General features: G+C 69.5%; 19 protein-coding genes. 9 read left to right on the top strand and 10 right to left on the bottom strand.

Annotated elements, in window-relative coordinates; genetic code table 11:
• Positions 1–440: 440 nt before the first annotated feature.
• From B3Z70_RS14325 to B3Z70_RS14305, 5 genes are all read right to left on the bottom strand, one after another.
• A complete protein-coding gene (locus tag B3Z70_RS14325) occupies positions 441–1,199 on the bottom strand; it encodes a 3-oxoacyl-ACP reductase (RefSeq protein WP_292020035.1) in 759 nt (252 codons plus the stop codon).
• Between the two features lie 8 nt (positions 1,200–1,207).
• Entirely contained in the window at positions 1,208–2,014 is an 807-nt protein-coding gene (locus B3Z70_RS14320) for a YgfZ/GcvT domain-containing protein (protein ID WP_292020037.1), read from the bottom strand.
• 376 nt (positions 2,015–2,390) lie between these two features.
• Entirely contained in the window at positions 2,391–2,939 is a 549-nt protein-coding gene (locus B3Z70_RS14315) for a hypothetical protein (protein WP_292020039.1), read from the bottom strand.
• A 12-nt stretch (positions 2,940–2,951) separates the two neighbouring features.
• Positions 2,952–3,800 (bottom strand): pepsin/retropepsin-like aspartic protease family protein, encoded by an 849-nt coding sequence (locus B3Z70_RS14310; RefSeq protein ID WP_292020041.1) that lies wholly within the window; start codon positions 3,798–3,800, stop codon positions 2,952–2,954.
• A gap of 83 nt (positions 3,801–3,883) precedes the next feature.
• Positions 3,884–4,114 (bottom strand): hypothetical protein, encoded by a 231-nt coding sequence (locus tag B3Z70_RS14305; protein ID WP_292020044.1) that lies wholly within the window; start codon positions 4,112–4,114, stop codon positions 3,884–3,886.
• Between the two features lie 86 nt (positions 4,115–4,200).
• Here B3Z70_RS14305 and B3Z70_RS14300 point away from each other — a divergent pair, with 86 nt between their 5' ends.
• The 3 genes from B3Z70_RS14300 (at position 4,201) to B3Z70_RS14290 (ending at position 7,598) form a co-directional block, all read left to right on the top strand.
• Positions 4,201–5,172: a glycosyltransferase family 9 protein gene (locus tag B3Z70_RS14300; RefSeq protein ID WP_292045793.1), complete on the top strand. Its 972-nt coding sequence runs from the start codon at positions 4,201–4,203 to the stop codon at positions 5,170–5,172.
• A gap of 217 nt (positions 5,173–5,389) precedes the next feature.
• Positions 5,390–6,721: a dihydroorotase gene (locus B3Z70_RS14295; protein WP_292020023.1), complete on the top strand. Its 1,332-nt coding sequence runs from the start codon at positions 5,390–5,392 to the stop codon at positions 6,719–6,721.
• A gap of 136 nt (positions 6,722–6,857) precedes the next feature.
• A complete protein-coding gene (locus tag B3Z70_RS14290; RefSeq protein WP_292020021.1) occupies positions 6,858–7,598 on the top strand; it encodes a prephenate dehydrogenase in 741 nt (246 codons plus the stop codon).
• A 521-nt stretch (positions 7,599–8,119) separates the two neighbouring features.
• On the opposite strand, the gene B3Z70_RS14285 is transcribed toward B3Z70_RS14290, so the two are convergent.
• From B3Z70_RS14285 to erpA, 4 genes are all read right to left on the bottom strand, one after another.
• Positions 8,120–9,049 (bottom strand): alpha/beta hydrolase, encoded by a 930-nt coding sequence (locus B3Z70_RS14285; RefSeq protein ID WP_292045792.1) that lies wholly within the window; start codon positions 9,047–9,049, stop codon positions 8,120–8,122.
• Positions 9,050–9,070: 21 nt separating this feature from the next.
• Positions 9,071–9,751 (bottom strand): SdpI family protein, encoded by a 681-nt coding sequence (locus B3Z70_RS14280; RefSeq protein WP_292024174.1) that lies wholly within the window; start codon positions 9,749–9,751, stop codon positions 9,071–9,073.
• On the bottom strand, positions 9,748–10,053 hold the full coding sequence (locus tag B3Z70_RS14275) for a metalloregulator ArsR/SmtB family transcription factor (RefSeq protein ID WP_292024173.1): 306 nt from the start codon (positions 10,051–10,053) through the stop codon (positions 9,748–9,750). The genes B3Z70_RS14280 and B3Z70_RS14275 overlap by 4 nt, the downstream gene beginning before the upstream one ends.
• Before the next feature lie 91 nt (positions 10,054–10,144).
• The gene (gene erpA / locus B3Z70_RS14270) at positions 10,145–10,462 is read right to left on the bottom strand and encodes an iron-sulfur cluster insertion protein ErpA (protein WP_292024175.1); all 318 of its coding nucleotides are present in this window, start codon (positions 10,460–10,462) and stop codon (positions 10,145–10,147) included.
• 142 nt (positions 10,463–10,604) lie between these two features.
• Here erpA and B3Z70_RS14265 point away from each other — a divergent pair, with 142 nt between their 5' ends.
• The 6 genes from B3Z70_RS14265 (at position 10,605) to B3Z70_RS14240 (ending at position 17,064) form a co-directional block, all read left to right on the top strand.
• Positions 10,605–11,795: a deoxyguanosinetriphosphate triphosphohydrolase gene (locus B3Z70_RS14265; RefSeq protein WP_292045791.1), complete on the top strand. Its 1,191-nt coding sequence runs from the start codon at positions 10,605–10,607 to the stop codon at positions 11,793–11,795.
• Positions 11,796–11,871: 76 nt separating this feature from the next.
• A complete protein-coding gene (locus B3Z70_RS14260; protein ID WP_292045790.1) occupies positions 11,872–12,657 on the top strand; it encodes an SPOR domain-containing protein in 786 nt (261 codons plus the stop codon).
• The gene (nagZ, locus tag B3Z70_RS14255) at positions 12,654–13,703 is read left to right on the top strand and encodes a beta-N-acetylhexosaminidase (RefSeq protein ID WP_292045789.1); all 1,050 of its coding nucleotides are present in this window, start codon (positions 12,654–12,656) and stop codon (positions 13,701–13,703) included. Before B3Z70_RS14260 ends, nagZ begins: the two co-directional genes overlap by 4 nt.
• A gap of 48 nt (positions 13,704–13,751) precedes the next feature.
• A complete protein-coding gene (locus B3Z70_RS14250) occupies positions 13,752–14,573 on the top strand; it encodes a segregation and condensation protein A (RefSeq protein WP_292019519.1) in 822 nt (273 codons plus the stop codon).
• Between the two features lie 147 nt (positions 14,574–14,720).
• The gene (gene scpB, locus B3Z70_RS14245) at positions 14,721–15,392 is read left to right on the top strand and encodes an SMC-Scp complex subunit ScpB (protein WP_292019521.1); all 672 of its coding nucleotides are present in this window, start codon (positions 14,721–14,723) and stop codon (positions 15,390–15,392) included.
• A gap of 64 nt (positions 15,393–15,456) precedes the next feature.
• Positions 15,457–17,064 carry a sensor histidine kinase gene (locus B3Z70_RS14240; protein WP_292019523.1) on the top strand — a complete coding sequence of 536 codons (1,608 nt, stop codon included), beginning with the start codon at positions 15,457–15,459 and terminating at the stop codon, positions 17,062–17,064.
• Positions 17,065–17,074: 10 nt separating this feature from the next.
• Here B3Z70_RS14240 and B3Z70_RS14235 read toward each other — a convergent pair whose 3' ends face one another.
• Complete coding sequence (locus B3Z70_RS14235; RefSeq protein ID WP_292019526.1) at positions 17,075–17,323, bottom strand: DUF333 domain-containing protein; 249 nt, start codon at positions 17,321–17,323, stop codon at positions 17,075–17,077.
• Between the last annotated feature and the right edge of the window lie 10 nt (positions 17,324–17,333).

The raw sequence follows: 17,333 nt of genomic DNA, 5'->3' as shown, positions 1-17,333 counted from the left end.
TGCGCGGAATTGCAATGCACCGGCGAAAGGAGTGCAAAGTGCGAGAGGGTGCAATTGGGGAGGGGCGGAGTTGGACGATGAAAAAAACAGTCCAACGAGTCCAACGAGTCCAAGTTTTCGTCTCCTCCTGTCCTGAAACCGCGCAGTGTAAGGGCGTTTGGGGGAGGGGATGGTCGATTGACGCTGGTGGCGGTCAAGTCGCGGAAAGAGGGGCGGAAGTTTCGTCGGATTAGGATGGCTGGAACGGCTCGCATGCCTTTCGTCATCCTCCGGCGAGCGTAGCGAGACCGGGGGACCCAGCGGCGCGCGTGAGCGCGAACCTGTCGCGAGAGCAAACCTAAGATGTCTTTGCGGCGGACGTATCGCCTTCGGCGCCGCTGGGTCCCCCGGTCTGCGCCGCAAGCGGCTTGCCGGAGGATGACGACAGAGAGGAGGCGGCTCTAGTCCCGCACCAGCCCACCGTCGACGACCAGGTTCTGGCCCGTCACCGCGCGGCTCCAGGGCGAGGCGAAGAACAACACGGCGTCGGCGAACTCTTCGGGCGTGGTCACCGACCGAAGGGGCGTCATGCCGGCGATCAGGTCGAACACGGCTTCGGGCGTGGCGGCGCTGGCGTCGGTGGTGCGCAGCAGGCCGCCCGAGACCATGTTGACGGTGATCCCGTCCGGCCCCAGGTCGCCGGCGGCGGTGCGGGTCAGGCTGAGCAGGGCGGCCTTGGCGGCGGTATAGTCGTGATAGGGCACGACCGGGTTCTGGAACAGGTTGGTGCCGATGTTGACGACCCGGCCGAACCGGGCGGCGGCCATGCCGGGCGCCGCAGCCTGGATCAGGTTCAGGGCGCCGCGCACCACGGTCGAGAACTGGCGGTCCATCTCGTCCCAGCCGATGGCGGTCATTTGGGACCGGGCGTCGCCGTTGAAGCTGTAGTCCAGGGCGTTGTTGACGACGGTGGTCACAGGGGCGCCGAAACGGCTTTCAGCGGCGGCGACCATGGCGTCCACGGCGGCGCGGTCGATCACGTCGGCCTGGAGGGCGATGGCGCGCTCGCCGATCTCGGCCGCCAGGGCGTTCGCCGCTTCGCCGCTGTTGCGCCAGTTGATCACCACGCGGGCGCCTTCACGGGCGAAGGCGCGCACGCAGGCGGCGCCGACGCCGCGCGCGCCGCCGGTGACGAGGACGATCTGGTCGGCGATCTTCATGGGGCGACTCAAGGCTGGGAGGAGGGAAGCACGTCCTCGCCCATCCAGGCGGGTTTGCGCAAGCGCACCGGGCGGCCGTCCACCGTCAGGTCGCCGTCGATGCGGTCCACCCGCAGCAGGGCCATGGCGGAACCGTCGCGGCCGGACAGCACCTCGCCCGCGCGCAATTCGCCCTTCAGCACCTCGGCGCCGAAGGCGGGGGGCGGGCCGTCGAAATCCAGCGGCAGCATCCGGTTCTTGATCGCGCCCCGCCGCTTCATGCGCGAGGTGGTCTCCTGGCCGACGAAACAGCCCTTGTGGAAGTCGATGCCGTTCAGCAGGTCGAAATCGGCCTCGATCGGATAGGTCTTGTCCTGCGGCGCGTCGGCGGTCGGATCGGGCAGGCCGATGGACAGGCGGTGGGCGTCATAGTCGGCCTGAACGGCGTCGGCGGTCGCGTCGCCGCCATAAAGGCGGCCGCCCATCAGCGGCGTGCGCGGATCGGGCATGAAGCCCGCGGGCGCATCCGGCCAGGCGGCGAAGACGGGACGGTCGTCGGCGGCGACCTGAACCTTGGCGCGCAGCCTGTACATCGTCAGCCGCTGCAGCAGTGCCTCGCGGCGGTCGGCGGCGACATCCAGCAGAACGCCGTCGTCCCGACCCAGGATGAACAGGTCGAACAGCAGCCGGCCGGGCGGAGAGAGCAGGGCGCCGAACCGCAGTTCGCCGTCGTTCAGCGTCTCCACGTCCTGGGTCAGCAGATTGTGCAGGAAGGGCTTGGCGTCCTCGCCCGTGATCGAGATCAGGGCGCGGCTGTCGAGACGGGCGATGGGCATGACGGCTAGATAGGGGCAAGAGGGCGCGAGGAAAGGGAGGGGGCGGCATTTCCGTAGAGCCCTACTTCCTGCCCGTCATCCTAGGCCTTGTGCCTAGGATCCATACACACAGACCTCGCTGCTGGAATTCGGTCGTCAGATGACTGAACGTCTGGATCCTAGGCACAAGGCCTAAGGATGACGAACCTTTGTGAAGACGAACCTTTGAGAAGATGACGAGCCTTTGGGAAATAGAGGCGACGCGGTTCGTCATTCCGGGGCAAGCGGAGCGAAGAACCCGGAACCCAGGGCCGCGCGCATTGCTCTATGCCTTCAAGACCCGATGCTCGCCTCCTGGGTTCCGGGTTCGTCCATCGGACGCCCCGGAATGACGGACCTACACCACCGCATAGCGCGCCACGACGCCATCGGGCTGGAAGTCGTGTTCGGCCAGCTTGTCCAGGGATCGGACGACGCGCGCGACGAAGGCTTCGGGATCGCCCTCTTCCACGGCGGGGCGCAGCCAGTCGGTGACGACGGCGCGCGCCGGATAGGTCCCGACCGGGCCGGGGATGCTGAGCGCGACCTGGATGCCCTCGGCGATCCAGCCCGCCACGGTGACGAAGAAGTCGGTCGAGGCCAGGAAGTCCGAGCGGCGCAGGACATACAGGGTGATGATCCCGTCCTCGACCCCGTCGGGCCGCACGATCACGCCGCTGCGGTCCGGTCGCCAGGCCTCGTCCAGTTCGATCACGCGCCACAGGCAGAACCAGATGCGGCAGGTGTTCGGCCGGATCTCGTGAACCGAACAGCCGGCGCCGTCGACGCAATAGGCGCACAGTTCGCCGGTCGGCTTGGCCAGTTCGGGCAGGTCCAGCGGAATGACCCGGCAGCATTCCACGCAACCGCCGCAGGTCCGGCCGGGGAGAAGGGGAAGTGAGGCCATCACGCCGAAATCTCAGTCGGTCGTCTGCCAGACCTTTCGCGCTCCATAGTCGATGGCGAAGCCTCTGTCGCCCAGCCAGTCGACGCCCAGGATGGCCATCGGCTGATCCGGCGAACCCAGGCGGTCGAAGACGGGCAGGGCGCCGATCTTGACCGAGACGGCCCGCCACCGCCATCGCCCGACCTGGGCCGCCGCGATCCGGGCCTGACGCAACTCCAGCGGCGCGCCGTCGACGCCCGTGATCTGGCCGCCCGAGGGCAGGGCGTCGGTCTTCAGCCCCAGGGCGGTCGCGAAGGCGGGATTGAGGGTGGTGTGTTGCGCGCCGGTGTCCAGCAAGGCCCAGCCGTCGGTCCGGCCGATGCGGACAGGCAGCAGGATGCGCCAGGGTCGCTGCCAGTCCGTGCGAACCGGGGTCCAGCCGGCTTCGACGGCGCCGCTGGCGCGCACCGACACGCAGGCCTGGGCCGGCCGCCACACGGCCATGGCGTCGCCGAACAGATCGACGCCGGCAAGACCCGCTATGTCGTGGCTGTCGAAGGCGGGAGGCGTAATCTCGGGCGAAACGAAGTCGCGCATCCGCACCGGCCCGGCGTCGAAGGCGGCGATGCGGTAGAGATCGACCTGGACGGCGCCGCCCATGCCCTGGGCCTGGTCCGGCGCCGGCTCGCGCGGCGGATGGAGCAGGGCGACGCGCGGCGCGTCCAGCGTCGTGCCGCTGGAGGCCGTGTCCAGCACGAAGGCGAATGGCCCCTGGCCGTTGACCCGCGCCTGGATGACGGGGCTGTCTCCGTCGCCGCGCTCCAGCATCAGGCAGGACGTGTCCGAGGCGACGAGCATCAGGGCTGTGGCGAGTGCGATCATGGGCGTCCTCCGCAATCAGCAGGGCCACGATGCGGCGCCGACGGCAAGTTAAGCCTTGGTCATATCCGGGCGCGCGGCGACCCCTACCCCAGCGCGCGCTCAAGCTGGGCGATGCGGCGGTCCATGTCGGCGACGACCTGCTCCAGGCGGGCCTTTTCCGACGCCATGTCGATGGGGGCGCCGTCCTCGTAGGACAGGGTGGCGCCCTTGGCGATCAGGTCCAGCCGATAGATGGCCGTGACGCGCTGGGCCTTGAAGCGGTCCAGGGCGGCGGTCGCGGCGGGGTCGGCGGCGGAAGGGGGCGTCTGGCTCATGCGCGTCGCTGTAACGCAGGACGTCCGCCTGTGGAAACAGTCGTTTGGCGCTGAACCTGAGATAGAATCCCTGTAGTCCTGATCTCATGATCGGGCGGTTCCCAATCCTGTATATCGCCGAGGCCGACGCTGAGGACGCCATTCTGTCGTCCGGCGTCCTGGCGCATCTGGTCGACAGCTTGCCGCAGGCGAGCTTCACCCTCGTCGGATCGGCCGCCAGCGCGCCCCTGTTCGCCGACACGCCGCGCCTGGCCAGGACCATCGTGCTGGAGCGCGAGGGCCATTTCGAATGGATCGCCCTGTGGAACCAGGTGCGCGGGACCAAATGGGGCCTGGTCGTGGACATGCGCGGCTCGGACCTGTCGGGCAAGCTGCGGCGCGAGCGGCGGGCGGTGCGCGGCAAGACGCCGGCCGGCCTGCACGCGGTCGAGGCGGCGGCGGCGGTGCTGAAGCTGGGGCCGGAGGAGACGCCGGGGCCGCGCCTGTTCTTCTCCGACAAGACGCTGGCCGAGGCCAGGGCGCTGTTCCCGGCGACTGGCGGAGACGGGCCGATCTTGGCGGTCGGGCCGGGCGTGGAGTGGATGGGCAAGCGCTGGCCGGCCGAACGCTACGCCAAGGTGGCGACCAAACTGCTGGCCGACGACGGGCCGCTGGCCGGCGGGCGGCTGATGATCGTGGGCGAGGAGGTGGACCGCGAGGCGGCCCACACCATCCGCTACGCCGTGCCGCGCGCGCGGGTGATCGAACTGCAGGGGAAACTGACGCGGCTGCAGACGGCGGCGGCGATCTCTCAGGCGGCGCTCTATATCGGCGCGGATTCGATCTGGACGCATCTGGCCGTGGCGGCGGGCGCGCCGACCATCGCCGTCTTCGGCCCGTCGGACGAGACAACGCGCGGGCCGTGGAAGGGCCAGGCCGTGCGGGGGCCGCGCAGCTATCAGGAGTTCAAGACCCTGGACCCCCGCCTGAACCAGGCCATTCAGCATATGATGGACCTGCCGTGGGAGCGGGTGCTGAAGACCGCGATGCGGATGCTGGCGACGCGGGATGTAAGCTGATCTCCCTCCCCGTTCGGGGAGGGTGGACGCGAAGCGGCCGGGTGGGGGCGGCGCGCGACCCCGCGACGGACCTGTGGCGTTTCGCCTTGCCCTCCCCACCCGGTCTCGCCTGCGGCTCGACCACCCTCCCCGAACGGGGAGGGAGAGCGTTTAGCGGCTTTCACGAAGGACGCCGCATCCGCTAGAACCTCGGCAAGCAGTCGCAGGAGCCCGCCCCATGACCCAGACCTATGACCTGATCGTCCGTGGCGGCGAGGTGGCCAATCATGCGGGGCGCGGTCTGGCCGATGTCGGCGTGATCGACGGCAAGATCGCCTTCATCGGCGACCTGAGCCAGGCGTCGGCGGGCGAGACCTTCGACGCCACGGGCCTGACGGTCCTGCCCGGCGTCATCGACACCCAGGTCCATTTCCGCGAGCCGGGGCTGGAGTGGAAGGAGGATCTGGAGACCGGATCGCGCGCGGCGGCCTTAGGCGGCGTCGTCGCCGTGTTCGAAATGCCGAACACCAATCCCAACACCACCGACCCCGACACCATGGCCGACAAGCTGGCGCGGGCGAAGGACCGGATGTGGACGGACCACGCCTTCTACGTCGGCGGCACGCATGAGAATGCGGACTATCTGGGCGAGCTGGAGCGGCTGCCGGGCTGCTGCGGGGTCAAGGTCTTCATGGGCGCCTCGACCGGCGACCTGCTAATCGCCGACGACGAAGGGGTGAGGAAGGTTCTGTCCAATGTGCGCCGCCGCGCCACCTTCCACTCCGAGGACGAATACCGCCTGGTCGAGCGTCGCGGCCTGGCCCGCACCGGGGACTGGACCAGCCACCCCGAGGTGCGAGACGCCGAAAGCGCCATCCGCTCGACCCGGCGCCTGGTGGGTCTGGCCCAGGAGACGGGCGCGCGCATCCATGTGCTGCACGTCACGACCAGGGACGAGATGGAGTATCTGCGCTTCCACAAGGATGTCGCCACCGTCGAGATCACGCCCCAGCACCTGACCCTGGTCGGACCGGAAGCCTATGAGCGGCTGGGCAGCTATGCCCAGATGAACCCGCCGATCCGGTCGCAGGAGCATGTGGACGCCCTGTGGCTGTGGGGGATGCAGCAGGGCGTGGCCGATGTGCTGGGGTCCGACCACGCGCCGCACACCAAGGAGGAAAAGGCCAAACCCTATCCGGCCTCTCCGTCGGGGATGCCGGGGGTGCAGACGCTGGTGCCGCTGATGCTGACACACGTCGCCAATGGGCGGTTGTCGCTGGAGCGGTTCATCGACCTGACCTCGGCGGGCGCGCAGCGGGTGTTCGGCACGGCCAACAAGGGGCGGATGGCCGTCAGCTATGACGCCGACCTGACCATCGTCGATCTGAAGGCGAAACGGACGATCACGCACGACCAGCAGGCCACGCGCTGCGGCTGGACCCCGTTCGACGGCGTGGAGGCGACCGGCTGGCCGATGGCGACCATCGTGCGCGGCCGGGTGGTGATGCAGGACGGCGAACTGATCGGATCGGCGCACGGGCGGCCGGTGCGGTTCATGGAGACGTTGTGAGGCCTTCTTTTCCCGCGTCATTCTCGGGCTTGTCCCGAGGATCCCTACGCCCGGTTTTCGCCGGTGCGCGCCGTCCTCGACGGAGTCTATGGATCCTGGGCGCAAGGCCCAGGATGACGGACAGGGGGGCGGGGGCGTGACCGCCCCTGAGAAACCCCGTTTCGGCCTGATCGGCTTCGGCGCCTTCGGGCGGCTGACGGCGCGGCATCTGTCGCCGGTGTTCGATATCCTCGCCCACGATCCGGCGGCGACGGACGGGGAGGGCGTCGCGACCCTGAGCGACCTGGCGACCGCCGCCGGCTGTCCCACCGTGATCCTGGCCATGCCGGTCGAGGCGATGGGCGAGGTGCTGGCGGCCATTCGCCCGCATCTGCGACCGGACGCCCTGATCGTCGACGTGGGATCGGTGAAGGTGAAGCCCGCGCGCCTGATGGACCAGATGGCGCCGCCCGGCGTGCGCATCGTCGGCGCCCATCCGCTGTTCGGCCCGCAAAGCGGCAAGGACGGCATCGCCGGCCTGAGGATCGCCGTCTGTCCTGTGCGAGAGGGCGCGGACGCGCGCCGCGTCGCCGCCTTCTGCCGCCGCGCGCTGGGGTTGAAGGTGTTTCTGGTCAGCCCCGAGGATCACGACCGGGAGGCGGCGGTCGTCCAGGGCCTGACCCATCTGATCGCCCGCGTCCTGATCGCCATGGAGCCCCTGCCCACGCGCATGACCACCGCCAGCTTCGAACGCCTGATGCAGGCCGTCGACATGGTCCGCCACGACAGCCCTGCCGTCTTCCGCGCCATCGAACGCGATAACCCGTTCGCGGCCGAGGTGCGGGAACGGTTCTTCGCCTTGGCGGATCAGGCGCGGGGGACGGTGGGGGAAGGATAGCTCGCTCAAGCGTTGCAGATTAATCGACCGCTGATATGGTCGGGTTATGTTGGCCATCAAACGTAGTAGAATGAGGTCGGCGTTGATCGGAGGGGCAGCCCTCCTTGCAGTTTTGCTGGTTCTGAGTCTGACAACAATGCGTCCGCCGAGCCCAGCCTTGGCCGATGAGATTGATCGCGTTCTCGACCAAGACCATTGCGTCGGCTCGGTCGAAAGATGGCCGGCGCGATACTATGCTTGGCGACCAACGCCATGGTTCAGATCGAATGACGATCGAATATTCCTCTGGATGTTGACCAGCCTGTGGTTTGGGTCAGACACGTCGCAAGTCGAGGTTAGACTTTATCAAGGGGCCGATGCCGAGTTTTATCCGCCGGGCCGTCATTTTTTAAGGGCGGGTCAGACTGATGCGTTGATAGACGACTCCAACTTCATGTTTGCGGCAGGGACATACGATCTGCGGACGCGAAAGCTGAGCGACTGGACATGCGGTCCCAGCGTCGATGTCTCAACGCCAGGCCCTACTGGACTTTATACGCCCGGATGAACGCCCCCACGTCCGCCGCCACGTCCGGCGCGAGCGGCAGGGCGGGGTCGGCGTAGGTGGCCATGTTGGCGGCGCGGTCGGCGGGGGCGGTTTTCAGGACGTGGTTGACGCCGTCCCAGAGTTTCAGGGTCGCCCTGGGGTCGGCGCCGGCCAGGGCCTGGGCGTCCGTGACGCTGACCTGCAGGTCGGTGGTCCCCTGGCCGATGAAGACCGGGCCGTCGTAGGCGGCGATGAGGGCGGCGGGGTCCAGCGGCAGCCACGAGATCAGATAGGGCTGGACGGAGGGGCGGAGCAGGGCCGCCAGCGCAGGCGGCGCATCGGCGACGGTGCGGCCGGCCTCCAGCTCGGTCAGGGCGGCGAAGGCCTGGGTCTTGGTCGGTTCGGGCAGGGAGGCCAGCTGTTCGCGCAGCACCGCGCCCGCCGGACGGCCGGCGCCGGACAGCAGGATCAGGCCGCAGATCTTGTCGTCTCCGCCCTCGACCGCCTTCAGGGCCACCAGCGCGCCTTCGCTGTGGCCGATCAGCCAGGCGCAGGGCTTGCCGGCGCGGGTGGCGGCCTCGGCGGCCCAGGCGCGGGCGTCGGCGGCGTAGGCGTCGAAGCGCAGATCGGCCTCGGCCGCGCCGGCGGCGGCGCTGGCGGCGACGCCGCGTTTGTCGATGCGCAGGGTGGCGACGCCCTGGTCCGCCAGCCCCTCGGCCAACAGGCGATAGGTCGAGGCCGCGACGCCCAAGGTGCTGTTTCCGTCGCGATCCGTCGGACCGGAACCGGGCAGGATGACCGCCACGGCCGAGGCGTCGGGCGGGGTCAGCAGGGTTCCGTGCAGCGGCGCGGGCTGGGACGGCAGGACGACCTCGGTGGCGACGGGGCCGGCCATAACGGCGAGGGCGGCGGCGAGGGTGAACATGGGCGGTCTCCTTGCGGCGGATCAGAAGGGCTGGCGGTTCGGATCGGCGCGCCAGACGCGCCAGCTTTCGAAGGTCGATAGACCGGCGGCGATCAAGGCGGCGGCGATCAGGGAAAGTGTCGCGGCGGGCTGCGGCGCCCAGGGCGCGGCGAACAGACCGCCCAGGCCCAGGATGAACAGCAGGCGTCCGGCCAGGCGATTGGATCGGTCCCAGGCCAACCGGCTCTTGTAGCTCCAGGGCGTTCGCACGCCGACCAGCCGGTTGGGCGCGACACGACCCAGGAAGGCGCCGGCTCCGAGCAGGATCAGGGACAGGCCGGCCATGGACAGTCGGGCCGTCCCTTCGGGCGGCAGGTCGCCCAGGGTCTGGGCCGACAGGGTCAGGCCCAGGACGGCGGTGGTGAAGGCGATGATGCCTTGCCCGATGCGCAGGGTGCGCGCGCGGGACGGCGCTTCGGCGGCGGCATAAAGGGCGCCCAGGCCCAGACCCCCGCCGGCGAGCAGGCCGATCGTCGCCAGGCCGCCGAGCAGGACCGCGAACTCTGGACCGGAGGCCCAGCCATCGACCTCGAAGGCCGCGTTCCAGTGGATCGGCAGAACGGCCTGGGTCGGACCGTTCAGCCCGATGTGCAGGGCGAACCCCGCCTGAACCACGAAGACCGCGACGGTCAGGAGGTCCAGCAGCGACAGACGGCGCGTCATCGGCGCGGCGCCTTTGCGGCGTGGGGCAGGGGACGGGCGGCCTGGCCGGTTCCGGCGATGTCCATCAGGAAGGCCATGGCCTCCTCGACGGCGGAAATCTCCAGGCGATAGCGGATGGTCTGGCCGTCGCGTTCGGGGCTGACCAGGCCGGCCTCCTTCAGGGCGTTCAGGTGGCCGGTGATGGTGGGCCAGCTCATGTCGAAGGCGGCGGCGATGTCGCCGGAAGCCAGAGGCCCGGCGCGCAGCATGGCGACGATGCGGCGGCGGACGGGATGGGATAGGGCCTTGAAAAGGGTGTTCATAGCGATTTTCCTAATTAGGAAATTGGCTAAATGCAAGTGATGGATTGGCGGTCGATGGAGACTTTTTAGAATGACGAGGTGGGGGCGCCTGTCAGATCGAGAAGCTGACGCCGCAGCCGCAGCTGGAGGCGGCGTTGGGGTTTCTGACCACGAACTGGGCGCCGGCCAGTTCGTCGACGAAGGCGATCTCGGCGTTCTTCAGGAAGGGGACCGACACGGGATCGACCAGGGCGGCCTGACCGTCGCATTCGACGCGCAAATCGTCGTCCTGGGCCGTCTCGACCAGTTCGAACCGATACTGGAAGCCCGAACAGCCGCCGCCGTCGACCGCGACGCGCAGCATCAGGGTCTTGCCCTCGGCCGCGCCCAGTTTCGCCAGGCGCCTGGCGGCGCTGGCGGCCAGGACGATGCCCTCCGGCGCGCGCGTGGCGACGGTGAAGGCGGGTGTGGACGGTTCTGTGGATTGGACGGTGCTCACGGCTGTCTATATGAGGCGCGCAAGGGCGTTCGCAAAGGGCCGCCCGCATCAAAGCAGCCTCAAAGTTGATGACTTGAGCCAGATCGAACTCGCCACCTACGCCGAACGGGCCAGCCAGACGAAGGGCCGCCGCTTCTTCGAGCCGCCCAGCCGCACGCGCACCGCCTTCGCGCGCGACCGCGACCGCATCATCCATGCGACGGCCTTTCGGCGGCTGAAGGAGAAGACCCAGGTCTTCGTGGCGCACGAGGGCGACCATTACCGCACCCGCCTGACCCATTCGCTGGAGGTGGCCCAGATCGCGCGGTCGCTGGCCCATGCGCTGAGGCTGGACGACGATCTGGCCGAGACCATCGCCCTGGCCCACGACCTGGGCCATCCGCCCTTCGCCCATGCGGGCGAGGACGAGCTGGTGGTGCAGATGGCGGGCCATGGCGGCTTCGACCACAACGTCCAGAGCTTCCGCGTCGTGACCGCGCTGGAGAACCGTTATCCGCAGTTCGACGGGCTGAACCTGAGCTGGGAGACGGTCGAGGGGGTCATCAAGCACAACGGCCCGGTGTCGCACCGGCTGGAGGAGCCGGCCTGGTCGGTGGTGCGGCCCTATGCGGCCGGGGGCGAGGCGGGCTGGGACCTGCGGCTGGACACCTTCGCCTCGCTGGAGGCCCAGTGCGCGGCCATCGCCGACGACATCGCCTATAACAACCACGACGTGGACGACGGGGTGCAGGCGGGGCTGTTCACCCTGGCGGATCTGGCCGAGGTGCCGCTGATCGGGCCGATGCTGGCCGAGGCGCGGCGCGACTGGCCCGAAATCGACGAGCGGATGCTGCGGATCGAGGCCGTGCGGCGCATGATCGGGGTGATGGTCGAGGACGTGCTGGCCGAAACCCAGGCCCGGCTGGCGCAGGACCGGATCGTCACGGCCGAGGACGTGCGCACGGCCAAGCGGACGATGGTGGATTTCTCGGCCGGGATGCACGCCGATCTGGCGATCCTGCGCAAATTCCTGTTCGAGCGGATGTATCGCCATTACCGCGTCAACCGCACGCGCAGCCAGGCGCGGCGGGTGCTGTCGCAACTGTTCGAACTGTTCATGGCCGAACCGGAGGTGATGCCGCCGGAATGGGGGACGCCGGCCCTGACGCAGGATCGCACCCAGCGGGCGCGCGCGGTCTGCGACTACATCGCCGGCATGACCGACCGCTATGCGATAGAAGTCCACCAGAAATTGTTCAGCCTCGACCTGGCGCTCGATCTGTGATTCGAAAGACGGACGCGGGGGCGTAAAGTGAACGTTCGGCGCCCGATTCGCGCCGGGCAGACGGCGGAGCGCGACCATGTCATTCGAAGACGACAACAAGCCGGGCCGGGGCGCCTATACGCCCCCCACCGACGACGACCTGCCGTTCCGCCGCAACTCCTATGACCCGCGCAGCGGCCGCAATGTCGGCTCGGGCGGGAGCAAGGCGCCGCCGGTGACGCTGATCGTCAGCGCGGTGGTCCTGCTGCTGCTGATCGTGGCGGTGATCTTCTTCTACCGTTCGGGGATGCGCGCCTCGACCGACGCGCCGCCGGCGGTGGGCCAGCCCGTGGGCGAGATGAAGACCGCGCCGCCCATCGACGCCCAACCCATCGACCCGGCCGCCGGCGTGCGCGTCTATCGCGACGAGACCGAGACGACGGACGCGCCGGTGACCTTCACCCCGCCGCCCGAAACGCCCCAGCCGCGCCCGGCCGCCCCGGCGCCGGTCCCCCCGACCGGACAGGGCCTGGCGCCCGTCAAGCCGGCCACGCCCGCGCCGGCCCCGGCGACGCCTGCGACCCGCCCGGCGACCGCGCCCGCCGCGACCACGCCTGCGCCCGCCGCGCCCGCAGCCGCGCGCGGTTCGGCCTCGGTCCAGATCGGCGCCTTCTCCTCGACCGAGATCGCGGACCGGGAATACGCCGCCGTGGCCGGCCGCTTCGGCCAGTATGCGTCGGGCGCCGAAAAGCGCGTGACCGAGGTGACGACCTCGGGCGGATCGACGCTTTACCGCACCGCCTTCTCCGGCCTGTCGCGCGAACGGGCCACGGCCTTCTGCAATGCGCTGAAGGCGGCGGGCCGGGACTGCATCGTTCGGTGACGTCCGCCGCCATCTACGGCTGCGCCGGTCATCGGCTGACGGAGGACGAACGCGCCTTCTTCGCCAAGGCGCGGCCGTGGGGCTTCATCCTGTTCCGGCGCAACATCGAGACGCCGGAACAGCTGCGGGCGCTGACCGACGACCTGCGGGCCTGCGTCGGCGACCCCGAGGCGCCGATCCTGATCGATCAAGAGGGTGGACGGGTTCAGCGGATGGGGCCGCCGCACTGGCCCAAATATCCGCCGGGCGACGCCTATCTGAAGGCCGCGAACGATCCGATGCGCGCGCGCGACCTGGCGCGGCTGGGCGCAAGGCTGATGGCGCACGACATGCGCGACGTCGGGATCACCGTCGATCTGCTGCCGGTGCTGGACGTGCCGGTCCCCGGCGCGCACGACATCGTCGGCGACCGGGCCTATGGCCGCGATCCGCAGACCGTGGCCCTGCTGGGCCGGGCGGCGGCGGAAGGCTTGCTGGCGGGCGGCGTGCTGCCCTGCCTCAAACATATGCCCGGCCACGGACGCGCCTTCGCCGACAGCCACAGGGACCTGCCGACGGTCCATGCCGATTTCGAGACGCTGGACGGCTGGGACTTCGCGCCGTTCAAGGCCCTGTCGGACATGCCGATGGCGATGACGGCCCACATCGTCTTCACCGCCATCGACCGGAAACGGCCGGCGACCCAGTCGAAGAAGGCGGTGCGGACGATGCGCGAGCATCTGGGATTCACCGGCCTTATCCTGACCGACGACCTGTCGATGCAGGCGCTGAGCGGATCGCTGGGCGAGCGGGCGCATCTGTCGCTGAAGGCCGGGTGCGACGTGGTGCTGCATTGCAACGGCGATCTGGCCGAGATGCAGGCGGTGGCCGAGGCGACCGGCAAGCTGAAGGGCAGGGCCAGGGCGCGGGCCGAGGCGGCGCTGGCGCGGATCGTGCGCGCGCCCGAACCGCTGGACGCGGCGGCCGGGCATCAGCGCTTCTTCGAGGCGATGGGCGGGCGGCTGGATGTCGCCAAGGGGCCGGACGTGGGGGAGGCGCAGGCGTGATCGGCACGGCGCGGCCTCAAGTAGCGCGAAGCGCGGTAGGCCCAGGAAATGTCTGAAGCCTTCCAGCCCAATCTGGACTTCACCGCCGTCGCCGAGGTCGAGGACCGCGAGGCCTTCGTCGTCGATCTGGACGGTTACGAGGGGCCGCTGCACGTCCTGTTGGCCCTGGCGCGGAACCAGAAGGTCGATCTGCTGAAGCTGTCGATCACCCAGCTGGCGGAACAGTATCTGGCCTTCGTGCATGAGGCGCGGCGCAGGAACTTCGCCCTGGCGGCCGACTATCTGGTGATGGCGTCGTGGCTGGCCTATCTGAAGTCGCGCCTGCTGCTGCCGCGCACCGACAAGGGCAAGGCCGAGGAGCCGCCGGCCGAGGAGATGGCCGCCGCCCTGGCGTTCCGCCTTCAAAAGCTGGAGGCGATGCGGAAGGCCGTCGAACAGCTGATGGCGCGGCCCCAGCTGAAGCGCGATGTCTTCACGCGCGGCGACCCGGAGGCCACCGTGATCACGCCCTCCGACCGCATCGACGCCAGCCTTTACGAACTGATGAGCGCCTATGTGGTGCAGCGTCGGCGCGAGGAGGCCCGGCGCTATGCGCCCGGTCAGCGGGTCGAGGCCTTTCCGCTGGAGGCCGCGCGCGACTGGCTGCGCGAGATCATGCCGAAACTGGCCGACTGGACCCCGCTGGAGCGGGTGGCGCCGATGCGCGAGGACGAGGGCGGCCCCAGCCAGGCCAGCTTTACGGCGTCCACCCTGTCGGCCAGTCTGGAGCTGGTGAAGGAGGGGGCGATGGACATTCGACAGGCGCAGGCGTTCGCCGAGCTTTATCTGAAACGGCGCGGGCCGGGGCAGCCGCTGGAGCTGAGGGGGTGAACACGCTCGTTCCGCTCATCCCGGCGAAAGCCGGGACCCAGGCCTTTCGCATCGCCAATGCGTCGGATGACCGCAGACCTCTAGGCCCATGCAGCTTTCGCCCAAAGTGCTGGGTCCCGGCTTTCGCCGGGATGAGCGGATATTCGGATGTCTGACCTGTCCTTCCAGCCCGACGAGGCCGAGATCGAGCGCCGGGTCGAGGCCCTGCTGTTCGCCGCCGCCGGGCCGTTGACCGCCGCCGAGATCGCCGCTCGCCTGCCCGAGAACTGCAATGTCGCGCGCGCCATCGCGGCCTTGCGCGCCCGTTACGAGGGACGGGGGGTGGAGCTGGAGTGCGTCGCCGACCGCTGGCGGTTCCGCACGGCGCCGGACCTGGCCTTCATGATGACCCAGGAGCGCGAGGAGCCGCGCCGCCTGTCCAAGGCCGCCCTGGAGACCCTGGCCATCATCGCCTATCACCAGCCCGTCACCCGCGCCGAGATCGAGAGCGTGCGCGGCGTCAGCATCTCAAAAGGCACGCTGGACCTGTTGCTGGAGATGGGCTTCGTGCGGTTGCGCGGACGCAGGCGGACGCCGGGGCGGCCCGTGACCTATGCGACGACCGACCGCTTCCTGGAGCATTTCGGCCTGGCGACCCTGTACGACCTGCCGGGCGTGCAGGAGATGAAGGCGGCGGGCCTGTTGGACCTGTCGCTGCCGGTCGGGTTCGAGGTTCCCGATCCCAGCCGCGCCTCCGAGGCCGACGACGAGGACGGAACCCTGCCCATCGAGGACGAGGCGCCCGAGTTCGCCCAGGACTTCGTCAACGACGACCGCTGATCCAAGCCTCGCCGGGGCGCGGGGCGTTCATCTTGTCTTATCGGGCCAATGGTAGCGGTTGGTCATGTCTCGTGGCGTTGCTTCAAAATCGGGCCCTCAAGCGTGGGCCGCCTTCCGCATCGCGGCGATCCTGCTGATCGGGTCGATGGCCGGCATGATCGCGGTTCTGGCGGTCGTCAGCCAGGCCATCGACGCGCACCAGGCCGTCAAGGAACAGAAGCTGGTCGAGCGTCGCGTCGCCCGCGCCCTGCAGGCCATAGGCGAGGATCTGACCACCGCCTCGGTCTGGGACGACGCGGTCGACCATATGACGGGACAGGGCGACGTCGTGTGGTGGGACCGGCATCTGGGCGGCTATTACGAGGCGCAGAGCAAACTGCCCGTTACGCTGGGGTATGACGACGCCGGCCGGCTGTTTCGCATCTCCAAGAACGGCGGACCGGCCGGGGCGGACGCCGCCGACCCCTTCGCCCGGTCCGCGCGCCCCATCGTCGATGCGCTGAGAGCGGCGGCGGCGCGGCGCGACCGTTCGACCGTGGCGCTGGACGCCGTGACGCTGAAACCCGCGATCGTGAAGGTGGACGGGACCGTCTATCTGATGGGAACCTCGACCATCGTGCGGCACACGCTGAAGGGGCAGGTCCCGGCGTCGGATCCGGCGGTGGCGTCGTTCAAGCGCTTCGACACCATCATTCCGCAGATTCACGACCGTCTCGGCCTGGTCGATCCCGCCTTCTCCATCGGCGATGCGCCGCCGCCCCAGGGGCGCGAGGCGGTGGACATCCGCGATCCCAACGGCGTGCTGCTGGGCCGGATCGTCTGGACGCCGGAACGGCCGGGCGCGGACATCCTGCGTCAGGCCGGGCCGCTGCTGCTGATGCTGCTGACGCTGTTGCTGGTGGGCGGCGGCGCCCTGCTGTGGCGGGTGGCGCAGGACATCCGGCGCCTGCGCGCATCGGAAGCCGCCCTGTCGGCGGCGCTGGACAAGGCGGAAGCGGCGAACCAGGCCAAGACGCGGTTCCTGTCCAACGTCAGCCACGAACTGCGCACGCCGCTGAACGGCGTCCTGGGCATGGCCGAGGTGATCGGCGCGGACGCCATCACGCCGCAACAGCGCGAACGGCTGGAAATCCTGAAGGCGTCGGGCCGTCAGCAGCTGCGGCTGGTCGAGGAGTTGCTGGACGTGGTGCGGCTGCGCGACGGTTCGGTGATGCTGGAACGACGCCCCTTCCGCGCCGACAATCTGCTGCAGCGGGTCGCCAACGATTTCGAAGGCACGGCGGCCACCAAGGGCTTGGCCCTGCACGTCGATGCGGTCGAGGGCGAATGGCTGGGCGACCCCGTCCATATCGAAAAGATGCTGGCCGCCCTGGCCGACAATGCGGTGCGCTTCACCCGGTCGGGCCATGTGACGCTGCGCGCCCGCGCCGACGACGATCTGGTGCTGGAGGTCGAGGACACCGGGCCGGGCATGACGCCCGACGAGGTGACGCGCCTGTTCGACGCCTTCACCCAGGGCGACGAGAGCAGCACCCGCACCGCCGAGGGGCTGGGGCTGGGGCTGACCGCCGCCCATGGGCTGGCGGTGCTGATGGGCGGCAAGATCGAGGTGGTGTCCACGCCGGGCGTGGGCAGCCTGTTCCGCGTTCCCCTGCCGCTGGCGCGCGCCTAGCGCCGGTCGGTCAGGACTGCGGGCGGGCGCTTCGGAACAGCGCCCATTCCTCCACGACGCGGCCGTCGGGCAGATGGCACATGCCCGTCTGGCCGCCGTCGGCGCCGGTGCGGATCTCCAGCCGCCCGCCGATGTCGCCGCAGTATTTGGAGGCGGGATTGACCATGCCGACCGGCTTCGCGCCGACATCGCCCGGCGGCTGCGCACAGGCGGCCAGGGCGGCCAAAGGCAGGGCGACGGACAGGGCGCGTTTGATCATGGCGGTTCTC

Source organism: Brevundimonas sp. UBA6550 (assembly GCF_002434505.1).
Lineage (GTDB): Bacteria > Pseudomonadota > Alphaproteobacteria > Caulobacterales > Caulobacteraceae > Brevundimonas.
Note: the sequence above shows the minus strand (reverse complement) of the source record. Positions and strands in the feature narration are given on the sequence as shown.